We start from the raw sequence: 23,536 nt of genomic DNA, 5'->3' as shown, positions 1-23,536 counted from the left end.
GTCGATCCTATCCCGGTGACGAGCGCGGACATCGCCATAGGTCAAGGTCGGTATCAGCTCACCTGGACGGTGACGGAGGGGTGGCCGGTGGCGCCGTCGGGGACTACGTCGCGGCGTTCGGCGGTTTGCACCTCGCCGGTGGCGTCGGTGGAGCGGGCACGCAGGGTGTGCGGGCCGGGGGTGGCATCCCAGTCGTAGACCCATTGGCGCCAGGTGTCGATGGATTGCTCGTCGGCCAGCCGGGCGGGTTGCCAAGGGCCGTTGTCGATCTGGACTTCGACGGCGCGGATGCCGCGGTGCTGGGCCCAGGCGACACCGGCGACGGTGGTACGGCCCTGCTTGATTCGGCTACGCGGGCGCGGGGTGTCGATACGGGTGCCGGTTTTGATCGGACCGAGGGCGGACCACCCGCGACGGGTCCAGTAGGCGGTGGCGCGGTCGAAGCGGGTGATCTCCAGCTCGGTCACCCATTTGGTGGCGGAGACGTAGCCGTAGAGGCCGGGCACGACCAGGCGGGCCGGATATCCGTGGATGACCGGCAGGGGTTCGCCGTTCATGCCGACCGCGAGCAGCGCGTCGCGACCGTCGGTGAGCACGGACAGCGGCGTACCCGCGGTCCAGCCGTCGGTGCTGTGCGAGAGCACCATGTCGGCGTCGGGATGCGGGCCCGCCTCGGCGAGTAGTTCATCGAGCCGGTAGCCGAGCCAGCGGGCATTGCCGATCAGATCGCCACCGACCGGATTCGACACACACGCCAGCGTCACCAGCCGCTCCACGGCCGGTCGGTTCGCCAAATCCGCCCAGGTGAGCCGGATTTCGCGATCCACCATGCCGTGAATGCGCAGCGACCAATCGTCCTTGGACACCTGCGGCACGACCAACGCGGTGTCGATCCGATAGAAGTCCTCGTTGGCGGTGAGATAGGGCGTCAGTCCCGGCACCCGCAGATCGGCGCCCGGCGCGATCGGCGTCTCCGGCGCACTCGGCTGCGGCAACTCCACCGCCGCTCGCTCACCCGACACATCGTGTCGCCGCCCCCCGAGCAACCGCCCGCCCACACCGGTGACCACAGCCAGCCCGCCCACCAGCAACAGACCCTGCAAGACCTGCCGCCGTTCCGGTATCGCGGCGGCCCGCGTTGTTTTCGCGTGGTCGGCGGTGCTACCGGAGGTCGAGGATGCGGGTGTCGGCGCGGACTTACCTGCCTTGTCACCGAATCTTGTTGTGACACCTCGTGTTTCGGTAGGCGTCTGGTCAGTCGCCGCGTCTGCCGCATCGATCCGACGGGTCAGCACCCGCAACGCGTAGATGCCCAACGCAACGCCGATAATCGTCGGCAGCGCACCGGCGGCGTTGGTCCGGGCGGCAACAACGATGGCGGCTACCACCCCGAAAACCGCGAGCACCGCGGACCCGGCCGCCCGCGTGGTGCGTTCGATCGCCCCCGCCGACCCGGCAACCAGCACGGCAACCAGGCCCATGCAGATATACAGAACCGCCTTGTCGTTGGTGCCGAACGTGCTGATGGCCCATTCGCGGACCCCATCGGGCGTGTGGTCGACCACGGTCGCGCCGAGGGCGTTGAGGGGCGCCCGGTCGGCACCGAAGAACGCCGCCAGCAATTCCGCGACGCCGAGCGCCACGCCCGCCGAGACGATCCCAGCTACCACCCGCAGTCGCAGATCGGCCATGGTTTCGAGCGTACTGCCGGGCGGTCACCACCAGTGCGTATTCGCTAACGGCCCCCGGCTCACCGCGATGGCCCAAGCTGTCGCGCCACGCGAAACGCGAACTGCGTCCAGGCGTCGGCAAACAAGCGAAAGGCGCTGTCCGCGAAGGAAACTCGCGGACAGCGCCGCGACGCCCTGACTCAGCTGTAGATCTGCGCCACGTCGTCGGCGTGCTGCTTCATCACGACCGCACGCTTGAGCGACAACTTCGGCGTGAGCTCGCCACCCTCCTGGGTCCAGTCGACCGGCAGGATGCGGATCTTCTTGATTCCCTCGGCGTGCGAGACCTTCTTGTTGGTCTCGGCGACCGCGGCGTCGATCTCGGCGATCAGTTCCGGGTTCTCGATCAACTTCTCGATCGGGGTGTTGGCGGGCACGTTGTGGTTCTTCTGCCAGCCGGGCAGCGCCTCCGGGTCCAGGGTGATCAGCGCGCCGATGAACGGCTGGCCGTCGCCGACCACCATTACCTGGCTGATCAGCGGGTTGGCCCGCAGCGAATCCTCGAGCAGCGCGGGGGAGACGTTCTTGCCGCCCGCGGTAACGATGATTTCCTTCTTGCGGCCGGTGATGGTGACGTACCCGTCCGCGTCGATGGCGCCGAGGTCGCCGGTCTTGAACCAGCCGTCCTGGAAGGCGTCCTCGGTGGCCTCGGCATTACCCCAGTAGCCGTTGAACACCACCGAGCCGCGCAGCAGCAGCTCGCCGTCCTCGGCGATCTTGGCGCCGTGGCCCTCGATGGGCTTGCCCACCGAGCCGACCCGAATGTTTTCCGGGGTGTTCACGGTGATGGCGGCGGTGGTCTCGGTGAGCCCGTAGCCCTCGTAGATGGTGACGCCGACGCCACGGAAGAAGTGGCCGAGGCGGGCGCCGAGCGGACCACCGCCGGAGACCGCGGCCTCGCACTGGCCGCCGAGCGCGACCTGCAGCTTGCTGTAGACCAGCTTGTTGAACAGGGCGTGCTTGAGCTTGAGCACCAGTCCGGGCCCGCCGTGGTCGATCGACTCGCTCCACGCGATGGCGGTGTCGGCGGCCGCGTCGAAGATCTTGCCCTTGCCGCCGTCGTACGCCTTCTGCTTGGCGCTGTTGAACACCTTCTCGAACACCCGCGGCACCGACAGGATGAAGTGCGGCTTGTACGTGCCGAACTGGTCGACCAGGGTGGCCCAGTCGGAGGTGTGCGCGACGATCACCTTGGCGTCGAACGCGGCCAGCGCGACGGCGCGCGCGAAGACGTGCGCCATCGGCAGGAACATCAGCGTCTTCTTGCCGGGCCTGATGAATTTGCCGAGCGCGATCCGGTCCGACTTGGACTCGGCATAGAGGTTCGCGTGCGAGAGCATGACGCCCTTGGGGCGTCCGGTGGTGCCGGAGGTGTAGATCAGGGTCGCAGGCGACTCGGCGTTGACCTGCTTGCGCCGGTCGTGCACGGCCTGGTCGGCCAAGTCGGCGCCACGGCTCGTCAGCTCGTCGACGGCGCCCTTGTCGATCTGCAGGGTCTCCCGCAGGTCCGCCAGCGAACCGGCCTCGATCTCATTGATGACCGCGCGGTGCCGGTCGCTGTCGACGATCAGCAGCTTGGTGGCGGAGTCCTGCAGGATCCACTTGGCCTGCTCGGCGGCGGAGCTGTCGTAGATCGCGACGGTGCAGCCGCCGACCGCCCAAATGGCGAAGTCGAGCACGGCCCACTCGTAGCGGGTGGGGGCCATGATGGCGACCCGGTCGCCGAGTTCGATGCCCGAGGCGATGAGTCCCTTGGCGACACCGGTGACGGTCTTCGCGAACTCCGCGGCCGTCACGTCCTGCCAGCCACCGTTGCCGCTCGGAACGTTGAACAGCACCGCGCCGGGCGACTCCTCGGCGTGCCGGAAGACGTTGTCAGAATTGTTCGCGTCTTCCGGAATTGTGTAGGAAGCCGGGACTTCGAACTCTCGCATCAGTGCCCTTCCACGTGGGTTTACTCGCCAGTAATCTACGACACCTTGGTCAGGGCCGTGAGGTCGACCACCAGAAACGGATCCGTGCGTAACACCCGAGCTACGGATCCGCTTCGTAGTCATCCTAAGTCGCGCATATGGACCGGTTGAATCGCTTCCCGTAGGAACGCGGCCAGCTCGCTCACCGCCGCCGCGGCCGGGGCGACCAGCGCGGCTTGCAGCTGCGCGACGTGCCACAGGCCGGTGCTCTCGGTGAAACGGACGTGCACGCCCGCCGTCCGCAGCGCGGCGACCAACTTCACGCACTGCCCGTGCAGCAACTCGCTGATGTCGACCTGAACATAGGTCGGCGGCAGCCCGACCAATTCGCCGGTGAGCGGCGCGTAACCAGGATCACTCGAATCACCGTCGCCGAGATAGGCGGCGGCGCAGGCCCGCGACCAGCCCCGGGTGATCACCAGGTCGCTGTCGCGTTCCGGCGGTTGGTTCGGGTCGGTCCACGGCGCGATCAGGCCGAGTGCGGCCGGGGTGTGCCCGTGCCGCGCGATCAGGCGCTGCGCGGTGGCCAGCGACAAACCGCCGCCCGCCGAATCACCGGCGAGGGCGATCTGGTCCGGCTGGTAGCCCGCGCTGTTCACCAGTTCCAGGAACGCCGCTTCGGCGTCGTCGAGCCCGGCCGGGAACGGATGCTCCGGTGCCAGTCGGTAGTCGAGGGCATAGACGGCGGACCCGGTTTCCTTGGCCAGCCGGGCGGTCAGCGACCGGTGGGTCACCGGTGAGCCGACCGCGTAGCCGCCGCCGTGCAGATAAAGCACCGCACCGGTGGGTTTCTCGGTGGCGGTGACCCGCTCGGCCGGTCTGCCGCCGAGCCGAAGCCGGTGCACGGTGGTGCCCGCGGGCACCAGTTGCGCTGCCGAGCTCACCTCGAGCAAGAGCCGCTGCATCCGCCACGGCGTCCGCTTGTTCAGCGTGACGCGGAAGATCGGACGCAGCAACGCTCGGGCGACGGGCAGCGGAAGATTGATGTCCCGCATGGGTTGGATCTCGAATCAGGGTAGGAACGGGCGGTTCACGACGGCGGCGATGCGCTGGTAGCCGGAGGCGGTGACGCGGACGAATACGTCGAGCAGCTTGGCCTCCCAGCCGATCAGCACTCGCCCGTGTCCCTTGCGCACGCCCTCGGTGATGGTCTGCGCGGCCATCTCCGGGGTGTGCATGGCCAGCTTCGCGTCGAACATCGAGGCGGCCTTCTTGCCGTCGATGCCTTCGGCCCAGGTGGCATTGCGCGCGACGGCGGTCTTGATGCCGCCGGGGTGCACGCAGGTGACCTTGACCGGGTGCTTGCCGACCAGCATCTCCTGGCGCAGCGACTCGGTGAACCCGCGCACCGCGAATTTGGCCGAGTTGTAGGCACTTTGGCCGGGAACGGCGATCAAGCCGAAGAGGCTGGACACGTTGACGACGTGCCCGGCGCCGGAGTCCATCAGGAACGGCAGGAACGCCTTGGTGCCGTTGACGACGCCCCAGAAGTCGACGTCCATGATCCGCTCGATGTCCTTGAACTCGGACTTGATCACGTCACCGTGGTAGGCGATGCCCGCGTTGTTGTAGATCTGGTGCACGGCGCCGAAATGCGTCTTGACCGCGTCGGCGTAGAGCAGCACCGCCTCGCGCTCGGCCACGTTGACCCGATCGGATTTCACCTGGGCGCCCAGCTTTTCGCAGCGGCGCACGGTCTCGGCCAGGCCCTCGGTGTCGATATCGGACAGCGCGAGCTTGGCGCCCCGCTTGGCCAGATTTTCGGCGAGTGCGCGACCGATGCCGGAGCCAGCTCCGGTGATCACACAGACTTTGTCGCAGAAGTAAGCATCTTTGCTCACAATGCCCCTACTTTCAGGTCGGCTCGGGACGGTTCGGACGCGGGTGTCGTCTCATAGGCGTCCACGTCGAATGACTTGGTGAGCCTACGGAATTCGAAAGTGAAGTCCGGCCACAACGTGGTGTTGTTGCCGTGCTTGTCCAGATACCAGCTGGCGCAGCCGCCATTGATCCAGACGCTCTTGCTCAGTTTGCGCTGCAGGTCCGCGTTGAACTCGTCCTGCACGTCCTTGCGCACCTCCACGGTGCGCAAGCCGAGCCGGTCGACGGTGGCCAGCGCGTCGGCCACGTAGTTGATCTGCGATTCGATCATGTACACCATCGAGGTGTGGCCCAGGCCGACGTTCGGGCCGAGCAGGAAGAACATATTGGGGAAGTTCGCGATCGTCGAACCCTTGTAGCCCTGCTGTCCGATCTGATCGAACACCTCACTGAGGGTGCGTCCGTCGCGGCCCGCGATGGTCTCGTAGGTCGGCGAATCGGTGACGTGGAAGCCGGTCGCCACGATGAGGGCGTCGATCTCGCGCTCGGTGCCGTCCTTGGTGACGATCGAATTCGCGCGCACCTCGGCGATGCCGTCGGTGACCACGTCCACGTTGTCGCGGCTCAGCGCCGGATAGTAGTTGTTGGAGATCAGCATGCGCTTGCAGCCGATCCGGAAGTTCGGGGTGACCTTGGCGCGCAGTTCGGGGTCGCGGACCTCGTAGCGCAGCTTGGCCTTGGCGATCAGCTCGAACGCCTGCATCAGCGCCGGAACCTTGGCCAGGCCGACCACCTGCGTCTCCCGCGCGGCGTAGATGGCCGCGCGGGACAGCCGCTGGTAGCCCGGCAGGTACTTGAACGCGAGCCGCTCGGGCTTGGTGTACGGGCGGTCCAGGCGGGGGAGCAGCCACGGGGCGGTGCGCTGGTAGACGTCGAGGTGTGCGACCTTGCCCGCGATGGCCGGGACGATCTGGATGGCGGAGGCGCCGGTGCCGATGATCGCGACGCGCTTGCCGGTCAGGTCCGCGTCGTGGTTCCAGCGGGCGGAGTGGAAGATCTCGCCCTGGAAGTCGTTGATGCCCTTGATATCCGGGAGGGCGGGCTCACACAGCGCGCCGACCGCGGAAACCACGGTGTCGGCGGTGAAGCTGCCCTTGGTCGACTCGATCTCCCACTGCGCGGTGGCGTTGTTCCAGCGGGCGCCGGTCACATCGCAGTCGAAGAGGTGCTTGTCGCGCACGTTGTACTTGTCGGCGACACCCTGGATGTACTGCTGGATCTCGCCCTGCCGGGAGAACGAGCGCGACCAGTTCGGGTTCAGCGCGAAGGAGTACGAGTACAGGTGCGACGGCACGTCGCAGGCTGCGCCGGGATAGGTGTTGTCCCGCCAAGTGCCGCCGACGTCGCTGCCCCGTTCCAGCACGAGGTAGTCGGTGCGGCCCTGCTGGCTCAACCGGATCGCTAGGCCTAGGCCCGCGAAACCGCTGCCGATGATGATCGTCTTGACGTGGCGCACTGGCCGGTCGCCGACAGCTTTGTCTGTAACCTTGCGACTCATATACCTGAGCGTAGATGCTTATTGAGCAGCAGTCAACAGTATTGAATCACGTTCAGTAAGATGTGGGACGTGAGCATCAGTCGTTCGGGAGAGACCAAGCGTGTTCGGCTCAGTCCGGACGAGCGCCGCCTGCAACTGATCACGCTGGGGGCCGAGATGCTCGCCGAGCGGGCGCTCGAGGATATCTCTGTCGAGGACATCGCCAAAGAGGCGGGTATATCCCGTGGCCTGCTGTTTCACTACTTCGCCTCGAAGAACGAATTCCACGAGGCGATCGCACGGCATGTCAGCGCCGAGTTCCTGGCCGCGACCGCGCCCGACCGCAGCCTCGGGCTGTTCGACATGCTCCGCGATTCGGTCGAACGCTACGTCGACTACGTAGAACAGAACCGTGCCGCCTACCACGCCATCCTGCGCGGACCCTCCAGCTACAACCCCGGCATGGTCACCTTCGTCAACGAATCCCGCAGTGCGATAGCCGAACTCGTGCTCTGCGAAGTGCCGATCCCCGCCGACGACCCCGACCGTCCCCGCCTCGCCCTCGCCGTCCGCGGTTGGATCGCCTTCGTCGAGGAAACGATCCTCACCTGGATGAGCGAAAAGCCCATCCCCCGTGAGCAACTCATCGACCTGATCGTCGAATCCCTTCCCGCGCTTGCTCTCAGCCCCGCCCTGGCCGCTGCCCTACGCGGTTGAGACTTCCACCCGTGCCGCCCGGCCTCGCCGGGAACGACTACGTCGTGGGGGTGACCGGGGTCCTCCCTTTGTCGGACGCGGCGGGGGGACGGGCTGCGACACCATCAAAGACGTGTCGCATCCCGGAACGGAATACCGATGACTCCGACCCTCGTCGGGGCGCTGATCGGCCTCGCCCTCATCGACAGCACCAGCTTCGGCACCCTGCTGATCCCGATCTGGTTGCTGCTGACCCCCGGACGGCTGCGGTTCGGTCGCATCGCGATCTACCTCGCCACGGTCGCCGTCTTCTACTTCGGTGTCGGCATCCTGCTGGCCCTCGGTGCCGATGCCGTGCTGACCGCGGTCCGATCCGGCTCGATCGACCTCCCGCAGTGGCCGTTGCGAATCGGCCAACTGATCCTCGGTATCTCCATCATCGCCCTGAGCTACCGGCTCGAAGCCAGGGCCGCACGGCAGGCGGGCCAACCCGGCAAGATCCAGCGCTGGCGCGCCAAGACAATGTCCGGCAGCGGCAGCGCACGCAGCCTGATGAACCTCGCCTTGGTGGCCGCCACCCTCGAAGTCGCCACCATGCTCCCGTACCTCGCCGCCGTGGGCCTGATCGCCAACACCGACCTCACCTGGCCCCTAACCGGCGCAACCCTAGCCGCATACTGCCTGGTAATGACCCTCCCCGCCCTCGTCCTAGCCGCCGCCCGCCTACTGGCCCACGAACGAATAGACCCCCTACTCCAACGAATCAACAACTGGCTCACCAAGAACAGCGCGAAAGCCATCGGCTGGGCCGTAGGCGGCATCGGCATCTGGCTAACCCTCAACGCCGCCGCCACCCTCGCCTTCCAGGGCTGAACCCCAACTTCTATAACCGTTTTCAGAACCCGAACTTCGGCCGCTCAGCCGGACGCAGCCGCCCATGCCGTACCAGAAGCGTCTTGGCGAAGAGCTTGATCGGACAAGCCGTGATGGGGCAATCGATGTGCGATTGCATCACCACGTGCGCCGCTTCGATGGTCAGGCCGTCTGCCGGAACACTGTGGTCTGTCGGGGGGAGTTCGGGAAAGTCAGCCATGGCGGGGACCTCCGGGCATAAGGGGAAGGGCCCTGCCCCGGAAGGAGTTTCGAAGTTGGGCCCGCCTCTTGTCGAGGCCGCATCAGCATTCATCGGTGGGGCGGTCGGCAGGGCCGCGTTGTGCGGCTGGCGAGGTGGGGGTGCACTGCGCGCCCGCTGCTCAACGAGTCAGACCGACACTGCCGGCCATCAACCGCGCTCTGCGGCTGATGAGCGCGCCGCCCTTATCGACTGCGTCGGTGATCATCTGTCGCGCAGACGGGGAGTAGTGCACGGAATCGGCGGAGGTCTGGTAGGCCTGTTCGAGCCAATGCAGCATGGCAGGATAGTCGCGGCGCTGGTGATAGGTGCGAGCAATCTCGACACCTAGTCGACCCCGGCGCTCTCTGCTGGGGATCTCGTCGGGGTCGATGTCCTCGGCACGGTGACGAGCGTCGGACGCTTTGGACAGATCAGCTGCGATGGTGACCCCGTGCAGCTCGACGTTGGCTGCTCCGAACATGGTCCACGGATGGTGGTAGTTCTTTCCGAGCCGTTTCGCCGTGTCTTCTGCTTCGTCCCAGTGCCGCCACGCGTCACCTTCCCGGCCAGCTTGGGCGGCGGTGATCGCCGCGTGTAGCTGGAGCGCGCCGTACATTCCGCGCGCATCGTCGCCCGCATTCGCCAGCTGCGGTTCGAGTAGCGCTGCCGCATCCCGCACCAGGGACAGTGCACCCTCCGTGTCCCCGCCCGAGCGTTGCACCATGCCGAGCGTCCAGGCCGCACCAGCCAAGGCGACCGGCTCGTCGGCTTCTTGCGCCGCGAGCATCGCCCGATCGGCAGCCGTCCACAGCAGTTCCGACTCACTCGCCCAAACGATTTCGTGCTGCACCAGGGCGTAGACATCCGCCAACACCGCATACGCGGCCCGCCTGTCCGTACCCTCCGTGAGCCGGGCAGCGATCCGTGCATCGAGGACAAGCCGCGGCAATATGCGACCGACATCCGTGCGGTGTGTCTTCGATTGATGCCAGAGCTGCCACGCATCCGCTGTCCTTCCGGCCAGCGCGGCAACATCGACGCGATGGGGGGGAACAACCAGCAGTGAATCACGCACCGCCTCGCGAATAGCGGGAACCGCATCATGCGGCACTCGCGCAAACGACGCGATCGGCACCGAAGTCGAACCCCCGAGGTCCATATCGACTCCGGCAAGCACAGCCACATCACCCACAGCCAACGCTTCAGCCAACTTGACCAGCAAAGGCAACCGAGGCGGCAACCGTGTCCCCCGCTCGATCCCCTTCAACCAGGAAGCAGACATCCCGACCAACCCAGCCAGCACCGGCCGACTGAGCCCCTTGCGCTCCCGCAGAACTTGAATCCGCTCCCCAGTCCGCTTCCCGGCGAGATCATCAATCATCGGTCACCTCGGATCGTGCTTGCCACTCGGATTCTCGACGCGCACACGCCAGCGTAGGCCGCAGCTAGCCGAATACTTCTTGTACCGATCTATTCGGCAGGCAACGGCAAACGCGATCCCGATTGCTAGCACCGCGCGAAGTCCTGAGCAATCGGTCCTGCGTGGGCACACGAGGACGTCCGATGAGTTGCTTACTGGGGAACGTGGACCTTAACCTCTGGTGCGTCCTGCGCATCGAACCAAGACTGCAATTCGGCGCCGGCAAGAATGGCGGGGGTATCGATGCCGACATCAATCGAACCAAGGATCATGCCCTTGGCTCCCGCCACGGCACTGCCGCCGAATCGGCAATTAGAAAAATCAGTCCACCCGAATCGACATTCGCGAAGGTCTGCATAGCGCAGGTCTGACCCGGCGAAACTGGCGTCATAAAGATTGGCCCCGTGTAAGTCGGCTTGCCGGAAATCGCCATCCTCGAATACGGCCGCCTGTAACTCTGCGGAACGCAGGATTGCATTAAACGCCTTGCATCCCCGTGCTTCGATTTTCCGCAGGTCCGATCGTGTCAGGTCGGCATGGGTGATGTTCGCCGACATCATCCAAACCCCATACAGGTCGGCTTCCACCGCTCGAATATTGGTCAAGTCGGCTTCGTTGAGCGCAGCCTCTTGCAGTTGGAGGCCCGAAAGGTCGGCACCGGTAAAGTCCATGCCGTCAGCGGCCAGCAGGGAACTGTCCGACAGTGATGATGGGGGATCTATTGAAAGTCTGTCCAGGTATCGTTCTAGAACCTCACGCGCTTTCGCGTCATCCGGCCATTTGACCACGCTCTCGCGCGACCGCCCGTATACTCTGGTCATCGACCCCAAACTACCTTTCCCTGCCAGTTCGGATTGTTTGCCACCAACTGCTCGAGATGGGCTCGGCGGGCAGGTGACATGCCGTCAGGATCGAGCAGCACTTTCTCGCCGGTAGCGATATCCTTGTCCACCATTCTAGTGAATGCCTCGTCTGTCTGCGGGTTAGGGATCGGTTTGCCCGCCTCCGGCCGGTAACTCGGATGCGAGTCGGGCGAGCTTTTCACGTCCCATCGTTCGTTCTTGGAATCTATGAACTCGCCTTGGTCCTCGCCGTTCGGGCCCGGCTGTGCCCTGGTTATCGGACCAGGGATCGCGCCGTCATGTTCGGCCTGCAGTCCGACTTCTGCCTCTCTCCTGGACTGTGGGCTCGATGCCCCGTTCTTAGCGGGGTCTTTCGCCAGTTCGTCGAGTCGCCTTTGGTACTCCGTACTTCCGGGAGTATTGGCTGAGTTTGCCGGACCGGCTGCCTCGCCCTCATCATCGATCAGCACGCGCATCGCGATTATGCTGCCGAGGGCGGTGAGGGTGCTGCCGAGGTCGGGGACGTTGTCGAAGGATTTGATGACGCCGACGGCTCCGGCGGCGGCGGTGGCGAGGCCGACCGCTTTGAGGAGATTGCTGCCCTGGTAGACGGTGCGGATGGTGTTGATCGTGTTGGTGACGATGACGCCGACACCACCGGCTCCGGCGGCGGCGCTGCCGCCGAAGGTGAAAAAGGCTGCGGCGGCAGCGGCGACCACGGTGAGACCGATCGCCCACTCGGCGGTGGTGATCGCCGATTCGATGTCTCCGCGTACCGCGACTGTTCCGGCGTGATAGTCCGCGACTGGTCCGGCCAGGTTCTGGGATGCGGCGGCGACCTGGCCCGCACCATTACGCAGGGTTTCGAGGTGGTTGAGGATCGGCGGCAGGTTTGTTTTGTCGTCGATGTTGTCGAACAGGCCGATAATCGAGGTGATCTGGGTTGCGGCACCGGTGACTGTTTCGTGGTTGGCGAAGGTCTGCCAGGTGGACGCCGCCTTGTCGAGCTTCTTCACATCGCCGTTCGGGAGTTTGCCGAACTTTTCCAGGATTTCCGCGACCAGCATGTCGAAGAGTTCCTGAACCCCACTGTGGCGTTCGATGCCGATCCCGTTGTCGCGCACCGAGGTCGGGATCGTGACCTGGTGTTGGGTCATCTCGCGAACGTCGGGGCGAGGCGGGGGTGGATTGCTCTTGTTGTTGATGCCGTAGTTGTAGCCGGTCGCATACAGCACATAACCGAAGTTGGTGAGCGCGTCGGCCAGGTTCGTGCACGACTGCATCGTGTCTCGGGCGGTGCGGTCGTAGGTTTCACCCCACTGCTTGCAGCCGGGTGCGTCACCGGCCATGCCGGCGCACTCACCTTTGACGGCATCGTGGACGGGCTTGTCCGCGCGGCGCAGGTCGGCGGCGAGGGCGTGGCATTTCTCGGCGGCGTTGTAGTAGGTCTGCCAATCGATGCGCACGGCTCAACCCCCTTCCAACATCTTGTTGTTGATGGCGATCGCGCGGGTATAGCGCGTGTGCGCCTGGCGGGCCGCGTCACTCATCTCGCGCACACCTTCGACGAATTCGCGTGCGCCGGTAGCCCAGCCGCGATGGGCGTCGGCATATGCTTGGGCGGCAACGCTTTCCCATCCGGTCCCATGCAGCGTCGCCACCTTGTCGTCGATTTCATCGAGGTGCTCGGCGACGAACCCGGCAAGTCCGGCGAGCCGAGCCACGATCTGGTCGAGGTGTTCGAGGTCGACCGAGAATTCGGAGCTCATGGCAGATCCAGGCTGGACGTGTTCAGTGCGGTCGCGTTGTTCGAGTCGCGGGATTGATAGGTGTCGGCGGTGACGCCGAGTTTCTCCGCCATGCCGGTCAATGCGGACATGATCCGAGTGCCGCCGTCGCGGACGTCGGTCCAGCCGTTGGCGAACTCGGTGGCGGAGTCACCGGTCCAACTGCCGTTGGTCAGCGCGTCCACGTCCTTGGCCGCGGAATCCAATGCCGAGCGCAGCGCCTCGGCCAACTCGTAGACGTACCTGCCGACGTCGCGCACCTGCTCGGGGACGACCGTGAGCTGCTGTCCCGGAACCACCGGCGTCCCCCCGTCGCTCATGCCGACGAATTCTAGTGACCGCCCTCAGCACTGTCGACCTCGGAAAACGCCGAACGCCGGGTCGGATCCGCTCACCCAGGAGCGGATCCGACCCGGCGTTCGGGTCAACTAGGGACTAGCTGGTCGGCTCGAAAGCTTCGGCGACGATCTCCGCCTGCTCCACCGCGTGCACCTTGCTGGACCCCGAGGAGGGGGCCGACATGGCGCGACGGGAGATCCGGCGCAGTTTGCCGAGGCGGTCGGGCAGCACCTCGGGAAGGTTGAGGCCGAAGAAGGGCCAGGCGCCCTGGTTGGCCGGTTCCTCCTGGACCCACGCGATGTCGGTCGCGTTGGGGTAGCGGTCGAGCGACTCGTTCAGGCGGTAGGTGGGCAGCGGGTAGAGCTGCTCGATCCGCACGATCGCGACGTCCTCGCGCTTCTGCTTGGCCTTCTCCGCGGCCAGCTCGTAGTAGAGCTTGCCGCTGGTCATCAGGATCCGCTTGACCTTGCTGCGGTCGCCGATGCCCTGCTCGTAGGCGGGCTCGTCGAACACCGAGCGGAACTTGCTCTCGGTGAAGTCCTTCAGATCCGACACGACGGCCTTGTTGCGCAGCATCGACTTCGGGGTGAAGACGATCAGCGGGCGGCGGATGCCGTCCAGTGCGTGGCGGCGCAGCAGGTGGAAGTAGTTCGCCGGGGTGGACGGCACGGCGACCGTCATCGAGCCCTCGGCGCACAGCTGCAGGAACCGCTCGATCCGGCCGGAGGTGTGGTCCGGACCCTGACCCTCGTGGCCGTGCGGCAGCAGCAGCACGACGTCGGAGAGCTGGCCCCACTTGGCCTCACCGGAGGAAATGAACTCGTCGATGATGGACTGCGCGCCGTTGACGAAGTCACCGAACTGCGCCTCCCACAACACGAGTGCGTTCGGGTTGCCCAGCGAGTAGCCGTATTCGAAGCCGACGGCGGCGTATTCGCTCAGCGCCGAATCGTGCACCGCGAACCAACCGGGGTTGGTGCTGCCGATGTTGTGCAGCGGGGTGTACTCCTCGGCGGTCTTCCGGTCGATGATCACCGCGTGCCGCTGGGTGAAGGTGCCGCGCCGGGAGTCCTGACCGGTCAGCCGCACCGCGCGACCCTCGTCGATCAGCGTGCCGAAGGCCATCAGCTCGGCGAAGGCCCAGTCGACCTTGCCCTCGTAGGCCATTTCGCGGCGCTTCTCCAGCACCGGCTTGACGCGCGGGTGCACGTTGAAGCCGTCGGGCACGTTCAGGAACGCGTCGCCGATGCGTTGCAGCACCGCCTTGTCCACGGCCGTCTGCACGGTGGTCGGCACCCGCTGGTCGTCCTCGACCGACTCGCTCGGTTCCGGCGTGTACTTCTCCAGCTCGCGGACCTCGTTGAAGACCCGTTCCAGCTGGCCCTGGTAGTCGCGCAGCGCGTCCTCGGCCTCTTTCAGCGAGATGTCGCCACGGCCGATCAGGCTCTCGGTGTAGGCCTTGCGCACCGAGCGCTTGGTGTCGATGACGTCGTACATCGACGGCTGGGTCATCGACGGGTCGTCGCCCTCGTTGTGGCCACGGCGCCGGTAGCAGACCATGTCGATCACGACGTCCTTGCGGAACTTCTGCCGGAAGTCGACCGCGAGCCGGGCCACCCAGTCGCAGGCTTCCGGGTCGTCGCCGTTCACGTGGAAGATCGGCGCGCCGATGAACTTCGCGATGTCGGTGGAGTATTCGGTGGAGCGGCTGTTCTCCGGAGCGGTGGTGAAGCCGATCTGGTTGTTCACCACGATGTGGATGGTGCCGCCGACCCGGTAGCCGCGCAGGCCGGACATGTTCAGCGTCTCGGCGACCACACCCTGACCCGCGAACGCGGCGTCACCGTGCAGCATCAACGGCATGACGGAGTAGCCCTCCGGGCCGTCGCCCTTGTCCAGCAGGTCCTGCTTGGCGCGGACCAGGCCCTCCAGGACCGGGTCGACCGCCTCCAGGTGCGACGGGTTGGCGGTCAGCGAGACCTCGATCTCGTTGTCGCCGAACATCTGCAGGTAGGTGCCGTGCGCGCCGAGGTGGTACTTCACGTCGCCGGAGCCGTGCGCACCGGCCGGGTTCATGTTGCCCTCGAACTCGGTGAAGATCTTCGAGTACGGCTTGCCGACGATGTTGGCCAGCACGTTCAGCCGGCCGCGGTGCGGCATGCCGATGACGACCTCGTCGAGCCCGTGCTCGGCGCACTGGTCGATGGTCGCGTCCATCATCGGGATGACGGCTTCGGCGCCTTCCAGCGAGAAGCGCTTCTGCCCGACGTACTTGGTCTGCAGGAAGGTCTCGAAGGCCTCCGCCGCGTTCAGCCGGTTCAGGATGTACTTCTGCTGGGCGACAGTCGGTTTGACGTGCTTCTGCTCGACCCGTTCCTGGATCCACTGCAGCTGTTCGGTTTCCAGGATGTGGGTGTACTCCACACCGACGTGGCGACAGTAGGCGTCGCGCAGCACCGAGAGGACCTCGCGCAGCTTCATCTGGTCCTGGCCGTGGAAGCCGCCGACATTGAAGGTGCGGTCCAGGTCCCACAGTGTCAGGCCGTGCTGGGTGACGTCGAGGTCGGGGTGGCTGCGGAACTTGTCCTTGACCAGGCGCAGCGGATCGGTGTCCGCCATCAGGTGGCCGCGGTTGCGGTAGGCCGCGATCATCTCCAGCACGCGGGTGCTCTTGTCGACGCCGCGTTCCCGAATGTCCTTGCGCCAGCGCACCGGCTCGTACGGCACGCCGAGGCCGTGGAAGATCTCGTCGTAGAACTCGTCGGAGATCAGCAGGTTGTGGATGGTGCGCAGGAAGTCGCCGGACTCCGCGCCCTGGATGATGCGGTGGTCGTAGGTGGAGGTCAGCGTCATCAGCTTGCCGACGCCGATATCGGCGATGCGCTCGTCGCTCATGCCCTGGAACTCGGCCGGGTACTCCATCGCGCCCGCGCCGATGATGGCGCCCTGTCCCGGCATGAGGCGGGGCACCGAGTGCACGGTGCCGATGGTGCCGGGGTTGGTGAGCGAGATGGTGACGCCGCTGAAGTCGTCGGCGGTCAGCTTGGCGTCGCGGGCGCGGCGGACGATGTCCTCGTAGGCGGTGTGGAACTGACCGAAGGTCATCGCCTCGGTGCCCTTGATGGCCGCGACGACCAGCGACCGGCTGCCGTCCTTGCCTGGCAGGTCGATGGCGAGGCCGAGGTTGGTGTGCGCGGGGGTGATCGCGTTCGGCTTGCCGTCGATCTCGGCGAAGTGCCGGTTCATGTTCGGGAACGACTTGACCGCCTGCACGATCGCGTAACCGAGCAGGTGGGTGAACGAGATCTTGCCGCCGCGCGTGCGGGCCAGGTGGTTGTTGATGACCAACCGGTTGTCGATCATCAGCTTCGCCGGGATGGCGCGCACGCTGGTCGCGGTCGGGATGGTCAGCGACGCGGCCATGTTCTTGGCCACCGCGGCCGCGGCGCCACGCAGCACCTTGGCTTCGTCGGCCGCGTTGTCGGTCTTCGGGCCACCAGAGGTGGGCGCCGCGTTGGAGGTCGGCGCGGGCGTGGTCTGCGGCGCGCGCGCGGTGGTCTTGGCCGGAGCCGGCGCCGGTGCCTTCGCGGGCGCCGCGGCCTTGGCCGGTGCGGGGGCGGCGGCCTTGGGGGCCGAGTTCACCGACGCGGGAGCCGGAGCCGGGTTCGGCGCCTGCGCGGGAGCGGCCGGAGCGGCCTGGCTGTTACCGGAATCACCCGTGGCTTCGGGCGTGTAATCGGCGAGGAACTCGTGCCAACTCTCATCGACCGAAGATGGATCCTGTTTGAACTTCTGATACATCTCATCGACTAGCCACTGGTTCTGTCCGAACTGGGAAGTTGAGCTGCTCACAGCAGGTGTTCGCCTCATTTCATTTCGCGCTGCGACGTTTGTGACGTGCCCGGCACTCCGTAGCGACTGCTTGCAGGTCGCTCGAAAGGACCAGCATCAGCGGATGCGCGCCGATGCGCCCTATCTGAGGATAGGCCCAGCAGCAAACCGACGGAGCGACTGACCACCCGACAAACCTCACCTCATAGAAGACGACTTGTCCGTTACCGAGAATATTCCCCCGGTTTCCCGTGCCGCTGCCCACAGTCGGGCATACCCGCCGCCGGCGGCAAGCAACTCGGCGTGGGTGCCGATTTCGGCGATCCGGCCGTACTCGACGACGGCGATCCGATCGGCCCGCGCCGCCGTACCGAGCCGGTGTGCGACGAGGACGGTGGTCCGGCCGCGGGTCAATGATCGACTCGCTGCCAGCACCGCTGCCTCGGCGTCCGGGTCGAGCGTAGCCGTGGCCTCGTCGAGCAGTAACAAGTCGGGGCGCACAAGTTCGGCGCGAGCCAGCGCGATCAGTTGGCGCTGACCCGCGGACAGGCCGCGCCCGCGTTCGCCGACCGGCTGGCGCATACCGAGCGGAAGTGCGGCGATCATGTCGGTCGCGCCGACGGCCGCAGCCGCTTCGGCGATGTCGGCTTCGGTCGCGGAAGGTTTCCCGAACGCGATATTGCCGGCGACGTCACCGCTGAACAAATGAGCTTCCTGCGGGACGATGCCGAGCCGGGCGCGGTAGTCGGTGAGACGGTAGTCACGGATGTCGATGTCGTCGACGAGGATGGCACCGGTTCCATCCGGTGGCAGGTCGTACAGGCGGGCCAGCAGCTTGACGATGGTCGACTTGCCCGCGCCGGTGGGGCCGACCAGCGCGAGGGTCGAACCGGGTGGGATGTGCAGCGATACGCCGTCGAGGGCGCGAACCTCGCTGCGCGGATAGTGGAATCGTACATTGTCGACGGTGACCTCGCCGCGCAGGCCGTTGTCGATCGACCGGGCGTCCGGCGCGTCGGCGCCGATGGAGGAGGGCGTACGCAGCAGTTCGCCGATCCGCCGCAGGCCGACCCTGGCCTGCTGGTAGCCGTCGAACACCTGGGACAGCTGCAGGATCGGCCCGAACAGCAGCTGTAGGTACAGCACGAAGGCGATCAATGTGCCCGCGGTCGTGCGGCCGCTCGCCACCTCGCGGGCGCCGACGAACACCACCGCGGCCAGCGCCAGATCGGCCCAGGCGATCACGAAGGCGAAGTAGGTCGCGATGGCCCGTTGCGCGCGCATCCTGCTGTTGCGGTAGCGCTGGGAGTATTCGCCGAAGCGGCGGGCCGAGCGCGGCTCGTGCCGGTTGGCCTGCACGGCGCGCAGGCCGCTGACGTTCTCCTGGAAGTCCGCGTTGACCGCCGAAACATGTTCGCGCGACACCGTATAGGCGGTGGACGACACCCGCCGGAACAACGCCGTCGCGAGCAGCAGCACCGGCAGCGCCACCAACACCACCGCCGCCAGCGAGGCATCGATGACCAGCAGCGCCACCGCGATGCCGACCAGGGTCAGCCCGCCGATCAGGGTGGTCGCGACGCCGGTCTGCAGGAAGGTGGACAGCGCGTCGATGTCCGTGGTCATCCGGGTCATGATCCGGCCGGAGAGTTCGCGCTCGTAGTAGTCGAGGCCGAGCCGTTGCAGGTGGGCGAAGCTGCGCACGCGCAGGGCGTAGAGCACACGTTCACCGGTGCGCGAGGTCAGCACCGTGGTCGCCGCGCCGACCGCCCAGCCCGCCGCCACCAGCACCGCGCCGAACACCGCCGCGCGGCCGAGGGCCGAGGGCTGGTCGCCGAGCACGCCGGTATCGATGGCGTAGCGCACCAGCGGTGGGAAGGCGATGCCGATGATCGCGTCCAATGCGAGCAGCGTGATCACGGCCAGTACCAGCCAGCGGACCGGCCGCAACATCCTCAGGAACCGGAATTCCGGGTCGGGCAGGCGAATTCGTCGCTCGTCCAGGCCGGGTTGCTCGGTGGCGGGTGGCAGGCGTTCGATGGTGCGGCGCAGCTCCGGCGTCTCGCTCAGGTCCGCCGCCGCGCTGCCCGGACCGCCGCCGAGCCGAGCCGGTACCGGCCGGGCGATCGGGGTATCGGCGATCGGCACGTGCCCGGCGGGCGCGGGCAGACGAATCACCCGGTCCGCGTGGGCGAGCGTGGATTCCCGGTGCGCCAGGATCAGCGTGGTGCGCCCGCCGTCGTCGGGCAGTGCGCCGAAGATCGCCGCTTCGGTGACCGCGTCCACCGCGGACGTGGCATCGTCGAGCACCAGAATGCGCGGCCGGGCCAGCAGCGCCCTGGCCAGCGCGATGCGTTGGCGCTGCCCACCGGACAGCGTCAGTCCCCGCTCGCCGACCACCGTGTCGTAGCCGTCCGGCAGTTCGGCGATGAAGTCGTCCGCCGCGGCGGACTTCGCGGCTTGCCGAATCTCGGCGTCGGTGGCATCCGGTCGGCCGAGCGCGATATTGGCGGCGATGGAGTCGGAGAACAGGAATGGATCGTCGAAGACGACACCGATCGCCGCGCGGAGGTCCGTCGCGCGGACATCCGCGATGTCTACCGAAACAGGTTGGGTGCCGGGGGTTTCGGAACCGAACAGGCGGATGTTGCCGGAGTCGGGCGCGTAGAAGCGGGGGAGCAGCAGCGAAAGCGTGGATTTGCCGGAGCCCGCGGGGCCGATGATCGCGACCGTCTCGCCGGGTCTGATCCGCAAGTCCAGCTCGCGCAGAATCGGCTGATCGGGATCGAAACCGAAGGTGACCGAATCCATTTCGACGCCGAGCGGGCCGTCCGGCAACTCGACCGGCGTCGCCGGATCCGCCACCACCGGGGCAGTGTCGATCACCTGGTACACCCGTTCGGCAGCCGCGCGGGTCAGCTGCGCCATGATCACCACCGACGCCATGGTTCGGGTCGTCGCGGTCATGGTGGCGACGTAGGCGGCGAATGCGAGGAAGGTGCCGATGCCGATCACGCCGTGCACCGCGAGCAGTCCGCCGAGCGCGATCACCGCGACCAGCCCGGCTTGCGGGATCGCCGACAGACTCGGCGCGAACCGTGAGTCGATGGCCGCCGCGCGCATCCGTTCGGCGTAGAGCGTGCGACCCTGCCGTTCCAGCAGTTCGACCATCCGCGCTTCCTGCCCGAACCCCTTCACCACCCGCACGCCGGTGACCGTCTCCTCGACGTGCTGGGCGACCTCCGCGGCCCGCTGCTGCGCCGACCAGGTCGCCGCGTACAGCCGGGGCCGCATCCGATACACCACCACCGCGATCGCGGGCACCACCAGCAGCGCTACCGCCGCGAGCGGCGGCGACAACCACACCATCACCGCGGCGGCCAGCAGAAATTGCAGCAACGCCATCCCGGAGAGCGGCACCATCGCCAGCAATCCCTGCACCAGTTGCAGATCGGTGATCGAGCGGGAGACCACCTGTCCGGTCCGCAGCGCGTCCTGTCCGGCCCCGTCCAATTTCTGCAGCGACCCGAGAATGTCCAGCCGCAGCGAGTGCTGCACGTCCAGCGCCAACCGCCCGGCCAGCAGCCGCCGTCCGAACGCGGCGACGAACCGGCCCACCGCCAGCAGCGCGAGCAGCGCGGCAACGGTCCCGATCACCTCGGTATCACCGACTCCCGCCGCATCGACGGCCCGTTTGGTGAGCAATGGGCCCGCGACCTCGACCAAAGCCCCGACGACCAACGCGACCGCGATACCTACCAGCGTTCTGCCGTGTAGCCGACTCTCGGCCCACAGCCTGCGCATCCACCCCGCTCGACCCCCCGCGCCCGAGTTCGTCAGCTTGCCCCTCTCACCTGCCCACGCCACACCCATCGACCATAACGACGCTCACCGACACGCCGTTTGTTCCGCGAGGGGACCAGCGCCCGCGCCGTCTCAGAGGTCGCGCTGGCGCAGGTTCCACCAAGCCGCGCCGCCGATGCCGATGGTCCACAGCAGCAGGACGACGATCGCGGCGGGCGTGGGGGCGAGGAAGTCGCTGTCGGGGTAGGACCCGACGGCGACGGTGCTGACGGTGGCGGAGCCGGGGAAGAGGGTGACGAAGCCGCTGACGCCGACCCCGTGCGCGACCAGCCACAGCAGCGGCTCGACGACGACGAGCCAGCCGAGGACGGCGGTGATCGCGGTCGACGACGACCGCAGCAGCAGGCCGAGTCCCGCGCCGATCAACGACCAGCAGAGCGCGGCGAACAGTCCGCCGCCGAGGACGGCCAGCAGATCCAGGCCGAAGTCGAATTTGCCGCGGCCGAAAGCGAAGAGCGCCAGCAGCGAAACCAGCTCGACGGCGAGTGCGGCCGCCACCGCGAACACGCCGGTGACGAGCAGTTTCGCGGCGGCGAGCCGGTCGCGGTCCGCGGTGAACAGCGCGGTCATCGGCATGGTGTGGTGGCGGTACTCGGCGCCGCTGCCGATCGCGCCGAACACAGCGGCCGCCAGGATCGCCACGGCGAAGCCGACGTACAGGCCGACCGTCGCGGTGCCGGTGACGGGTTGACCCTTGGGATCGGCCTCACCCGCCATGATCGCGGTGGCCATGCTCGCGACGAGCGCGACCACCAGCGGCACCCCGACGAGAATTCGGTGCGCCGGCAGCGTGGTGACCTTGCGAACCTCCGAGTTGACGGAGGGCACGAGGTCCGGCGGCAGCAGCGTGATCATCGTGGAATCCCGTAGGGCATCGGCGTCGGATGGTGGGCTGGCCCGGCGAGGCCGGGGTAGGGCGCCGGACTCGGAGGTCTGGTCAGTGAGGCCAGCACGCGGTCGGGATGGATCAGGTCGGGGATGATGCTGTCCACCCGCACCTGCGCCGCCGCCGCGGCGTCCCGGATATCGGCTTCGGTCGCCTCGGCCACCGCCAGCCGACCGTCCGGCCGGATCACCGCGTCGATGAACCCGCGCGCGGCCAGTGTGGTCGCCAGCGCGATGGGGGTGGAGGCCGCGACGACGAGCCGATCGGGATGACCGCGCCGCAACCGGGCCGGGCTGCCCTGATACACCACCGCGCCCTCGTTCAGCACGATCACCTGGTCCGCGCCGGGCAGTACCGCCGCGAGGCTCTCGCTGGTCAGCAATGCACTGCCGCCGCGGGCGGTGTGCCTGCGCAGAAAGTCTTGCAGCCAGCCACCTTCCGCGGCGTCGAGGCCATCCATCGGTTCGTCCAGGATCAGCAGCGGCGGATCGCCGAGCACGGCCGTCGCCAGTGCCAGCCGAGTCTGCTGCCCGGCCGACAAAGCGCCGCCCTTCGTCCCCGCTGCCTCGGTGAGCCCGACGAGCTCGAGCGCCTCCGCGACCCGTGCGTCCGGCACCCCGACCGCCGCCGCGTACACCTTCAGGTGGTCGCGCGCGGTCCGGCTCGGATGCAGTCCGCGCGGCGCGAGCACCCCGCCGACGATGCGGGCCGAGCTGACGTCCCGTTCGGCACTGTCACCGCGAGCCCGACTCGACCCGGGCCCGGCGACCGCCGCCGTCCCCGAGGTCGGTTCGAGCAGTCCGAGCAGGGTCCGGGCGATGGTCGTCTTGCCCGCACCCCGCGGCCCGACCAGGGCGGCGGTGCTGCCGGACGCAACCGTGAAACTCACGTTCTCGACGGCGGAAACCAGACCGTATCGCTTGGTCAGGGCTCGGACGGAGAAGGCGAGCGGACGCACCGCGGTCACTGTGGCGTGGTGGGCGATTGGGGCTTCGTCGGGTCGATCGCGGTGAACGGTTCGGCGTCGACGATGAGGTGCCGGTCGGCGGGCCAGACCACCGGTGGCGGCCCGAACGCCTCGCGCGCGTTCTTGATCGTGGTCTTGCCCATCGCCCGGTTGCCGACGCCGCCGATCACCGCACCGATACCGGCGGGCACCACCTTGCCCGCCATCAGCGCGGCGCGGCGGGTGATGAACCGAATGATGAACCGCTTGAGCAGCGAGTCGTTCATGGAGGAGAGCCCGGGGATCCGATTGGCGAACACCGTGCCCCAGTTCTTCGCCGAGGTGCCGACGGTCTTCTGGACGATCTCCATCCCGCCCTCGCCGAGGACAACGGCGAGCACCAGCGCCCTGCGCTGCTCCCGGTCCTCCGGCGAGATGCCGTGCACCGCCGCGACCGCGAGGGTGAACACGGCCGAGGCCTCCATGAAGAACGTGGTCTCCGCGCTGACCGCGGCGATCGCCGCGACCGTGCCGACGCCGGGCACCGCCGCCGTCGCGCCGACGGCGCTGCCGCTGCCGGTCACCGCGAGCAGGTACTGCTTTTCCAGGCGCTCGATGATCTGCGCGGGACTCTCCGACGGGTGGGAGCGCCGAATTCGGTCGACATACTTGGCGACCGCGGGTGCCTGCAGGCGAGACCCCGTATCGAGTAGCTGGACCACCGTCTTCTCGAACGCGCCTTTAACCATC

At 67.1% G+C, this 23,536-nt stretch carries 18 protein-coding genes; 2 read left to right on the top strand and 16 right to left on the bottom strand.

Features of this window, described 5'->3' with window-relative positions; genetic code table 11:
- Positions 1-53: 53 nt before the first annotated feature.
- From ACFK0J_RS33465 to ACFK0J_RS33445, 5 genes are all read right to left on the bottom strand, one after another.
- On the bottom strand, positions 54-1,691 hold the full coding sequence (locus ACFK0J_RS33465; RefSeq protein WP_378733703.1) for a sulfite oxidase: 1,638 nt from the start codon (positions 1,689-1,691) through the stop codon (positions 54-56).
- 179 nt (positions 1,692-1,870) lie between these two features.
- On the bottom strand, positions 1,871-3,664 hold the full coding sequence (locus ACFK0J_RS33460) for an AMP-dependent synthetase/ligase (RefSeq protein ID WP_378733702.1): 1,794 nt from the start codon (positions 3,662-3,664) through the stop codon (positions 1,871-1,873).
- A 119-nt stretch (positions 3,665-3,783) separates the two neighbouring features.
- The gene (locus ACFK0J_RS33455) at positions 3,784-4,698 is read right to left on the bottom strand and encodes an alpha/beta hydrolase (protein ID WP_378733701.1); all 915 of its coding nucleotides are present in this window, start codon (positions 4,696-4,698) and stop codon (positions 3,784-3,786) included.
- A 15-nt stretch (positions 4,699-4,713) separates the two neighbouring features.
- Positions 4,714-5,544, bottom strand: coding sequence for an SDR family NAD(P)-dependent oxidoreductase (locus ACFK0J_RS33450; protein ID WP_378733700.1), 831 nt, complete (start codon positions 5,542-5,544; stop codon positions 4,714-4,716).
- Positions 5,541-7,082: a flavin-containing monooxygenase gene (locus tag ACFK0J_RS33445; protein ID WP_378733699.1), complete on the bottom strand. Its 1,542-nt coding sequence runs from the start codon at positions 7,080-7,082 to the stop codon at positions 5,541-5,543. Before ACFK0J_RS33445 ends, ACFK0J_RS33450 begins: the two co-directional genes overlap by 4 nt.
- Before the next feature lie 60 nt (positions 7,083-7,142).
- On the opposite strand from ACFK0J_RS33445, the gene ACFK0J_RS33440 reads away from it, so the two are divergent.
- A complete protein-coding gene (locus tag ACFK0J_RS33440; RefSeq protein ID WP_378733698.1) occupies positions 7,143-7,778 on the top strand; it encodes a TetR/AcrR family transcriptional regulator in 636 nt (211 codons plus the stop codon).
- 138 nt (positions 7,779-7,916) lie between these two features.
- Positions 7,917-8,630: a GAP family protein gene (locus tag ACFK0J_RS33435; protein WP_378733697.1), complete on the top strand. Its 714-nt coding sequence runs from the start codon at positions 7,917-7,919 to the stop codon at positions 8,628-8,630.
- A 22-nt stretch (positions 8,631-8,652) separates the two neighbouring features.
- Here the strand turns inward: ACFK0J_RS33435 and ACFK0J_RS33430 are convergent, their stop codons facing one another.
- The 11 genes from ACFK0J_RS33430 to ACFK0J_RS33380 all read right to left on the bottom strand — a co-directional run bounded on the left by ACFK0J_RS33430 (position 8,653) and on the right by ACFK0J_RS33380 (position 23,535).
- A complete protein-coding gene (locus ACFK0J_RS33430) occupies positions 8,653-8,850 on the bottom strand; it encodes a hypothetical protein (RefSeq protein ID WP_378733696.1) in 198 nt (65 codons plus the stop codon).
- A 160-nt stretch (positions 8,851-9,010) separates the two neighbouring features.
- Positions 9,011-10,252: a helix-turn-helix domain-containing protein gene (locus tag ACFK0J_RS33425; protein ID WP_378733695.1), complete on the bottom strand. Its 1,242-nt coding sequence runs from the start codon at positions 10,250-10,252 to the stop codon at positions 9,011-9,013.
- Positions 10,253-10,443: 191 nt separating this feature from the next.
- Positions 10,444-11,112 carry a pentapeptide repeat-containing protein gene (locus ACFK0J_RS33420; protein WP_378733694.1) on the bottom strand — a complete coding sequence of 223 codons (669 nt, stop codon included), beginning with the start codon at positions 11,110-11,112 and terminating at the stop codon, positions 10,444-10,446.
- Positions 11,109-12,599: a hypothetical protein gene (locus ACFK0J_RS33415; protein WP_378733693.1), complete on the bottom strand. Its 1,491-nt coding sequence runs from the start codon at positions 12,597-12,599 to the stop codon at positions 11,109-11,111. The genes ACFK0J_RS33420 and ACFK0J_RS33415 overlap by 4 nt, the downstream gene beginning before the upstream one ends.
- A gap of 3 nt (positions 12,600-12,602) precedes the next feature.
- Complete coding sequence (locus ACFK0J_RS33410) at positions 12,603-12,902, bottom strand: WXG100 family type VII secretion target (RefSeq protein ID WP_378733692.1); 300 nt, start codon at positions 12,900-12,902, stop codon at positions 12,603-12,605.
- Positions 12,899-13,240 carry an ESX-1 secretion-associated protein gene (locus ACFK0J_RS33405; protein ID WP_378733691.1) on the bottom strand — a complete coding sequence of 114 codons (342 nt, stop codon included), beginning with the start codon at positions 13,238-13,240 and terminating at the stop codon, positions 12,899-12,901. Before ACFK0J_RS33405 ends, ACFK0J_RS33410 begins: the two co-directional genes overlap by 4 nt.
- Positions 13,241-13,355: 115 nt before the next feature.
- A complete protein-coding gene (locus ACFK0J_RS33400; protein ID WP_378733690.1) occupies positions 13,356-17,129 on the bottom strand; it encodes a multifunctional oxoglutarate decarboxylase/oxoglutarate dehydrogenase thiamine pyrophosphate-binding subunit/dihydrolipoyllysine-residue succinyltransferase subunit in 3,774 nt (1,257 codons plus the stop codon).
- A gap of 159 nt (positions 17,130-17,288) precedes the next feature.
- On the bottom strand, positions 17,289-20,894 hold the full coding sequence (locus ACFK0J_RS33395; RefSeq protein ID WP_378733689.1) for an ABC transporter ATP-binding protein: 3,606 nt from the start codon (positions 20,892-20,894) through the stop codon (positions 17,289-17,291).
- A gap of 132 nt (positions 20,895-21,026) precedes the next feature.
- Complete coding sequence (locus ACFK0J_RS33390; protein WP_378733688.1) at positions 21,027-21,809, bottom strand: ABC transporter permease; 783 nt, start codon at positions 21,807-21,809, stop codon at positions 21,027-21,029.
- The gene (locus ACFK0J_RS33385; RefSeq protein WP_378733687.1) at positions 21,806-22,807 is read right to left on the bottom strand and encodes an ABC transporter ATP-binding protein; all 1,002 of its coding nucleotides are present in this window, start codon (positions 22,805-22,807) and stop codon (positions 21,806-21,808) included. Before ACFK0J_RS33385 ends, ACFK0J_RS33390 begins: the two co-directional genes overlap by 4 nt.
- Positions 22,804-23,535, bottom strand: a complete 732-nt coding sequence (locus ACFK0J_RS33380) for a hypothetical protein (protein WP_378733686.1) — start codon at positions 23,533-23,535, stop codon at positions 22,804-22,806. The genes ACFK0J_RS33385 and ACFK0J_RS33380 overlap by 4 nt, the downstream gene beginning before the upstream one ends.
- Position 23,536: the final 1 nt, after the last annotated feature.

The organism is Nocardia brasiliensis (assembly GCF_042691675.1).
Lineage (GTDB): Bacteria > Actinomycetota > Actinomycetes > Mycobacteriales > Mycobacteriaceae > Nocardia > Nocardia brasiliensis_D.
This window is presented reverse-complemented; position numbering and strand designations above follow the sequence as displayed.

Excerpts from the sequence above, each read along its gene's own strand:
- ACFK0J_RS33465 (WP_378733703.1), bottom strand. The coding sequence starts at position 1,691 with ATGGCCGATCTGCGACTGCGGGTGGTAGCTGGGATCGTCTCGGCGGGC.
- ACFK0J_RS33460 (WP_378733702.1), bottom strand. The coding sequence starts at position 3,664 with ATGCGAGAGTTCGAAGTCCCGGCTTCCTACACAATTCCGGAAGACGCG.
- ACFK0J_RS33455 (WP_378733701.1), bottom strand. The coding sequence starts at position 4,698 with ATGCGGGACATCAATCTTCCGCTGCCCGTCGCCCGAGCGTTGCTGCGT.
- ACFK0J_RS33445 (WP_378733699.1), bottom strand. The coding sequence starts at position 7,082 with ATGAGTCGCAAGGTTACAGACAAAGCTGTCGGCGACCGGCCAGTGCGC.
- ACFK0J_RS33440 (WP_378733698.1), top strand. The coding sequence starts at position 7,143 with ATGTGGGACGTGAGCATCAGTCGTTCGGGAGAGACCAAGCGTGTTCGG.
- ACFK0J_RS33435 (WP_378733697.1), top strand. The coding sequence starts at position 7,917 with ATGACTCCGACCCTCGTCGGGGCGCTGATCGGCCTCGCCCTCATCGAC.
- ACFK0J_RS33430 (WP_378733696.1), bottom strand. The coding sequence starts at position 8,850 with ATGGCTGACTTTCCCGAACTCCCCCCGACAGACCACAGTGTTCCGGCA.
- ACFK0J_RS33425 (WP_378733695.1), bottom strand. The coding sequence starts at position 10,252 with ATGATTGATGATCTCGCCGGGAAGCGGACTGGGGAGCGGATTCAAGTT.
- ACFK0J_RS33420 (WP_378733694.1), bottom strand. The coding sequence starts at position 11,112 with ATGACCAGAGTATACGGGCGGTCGCGCGAGAGCGTGGTCAAATGGCCG.
- ACFK0J_RS33410 (WP_378733692.1), bottom strand. The coding sequence starts at position 12,902 with ATGAGCTCCGAATTCTCGGTCGACCTCGAACACCTCGACCAGATCGTG.
- ACFK0J_RS33405 (WP_378733691.1), bottom strand. The coding sequence starts at position 13,240 with ATGAGCGACGGGGGGACGCCGGTGGTTCCGGGACAGCAGCTCACGGTC.
- ACFK0J_RS33400 (WP_378733690.1), bottom strand. The coding sequence starts at position 17,129 with ATGAGGCGAACACCTGCTGTGAGCAGCTCAACTTCCCAGTTCGGACAG.
- ACFK0J_RS33395 (WP_378733689.1), bottom strand. The coding sequence starts at position 20,894 with ATGCGCAGGCTGTGGGCCGAGAGTCGGCTACACGGCAGAACGCTGGTA.
- ACFK0J_RS33390 (WP_378733688.1), bottom strand. The coding sequence starts at position 21,809 with ATGATCACGCTGCTGCCGCCGGACCTCGTGCCCTCCGTCAACTCGGAG.
- ACFK0J_RS33380 (WP_378733686.1), bottom strand. The coding sequence starts at position 23,535 with ATGGTTAAAGGCGCGTTCGAGAAGACGGTGGTCCAGCTACTCGATACG.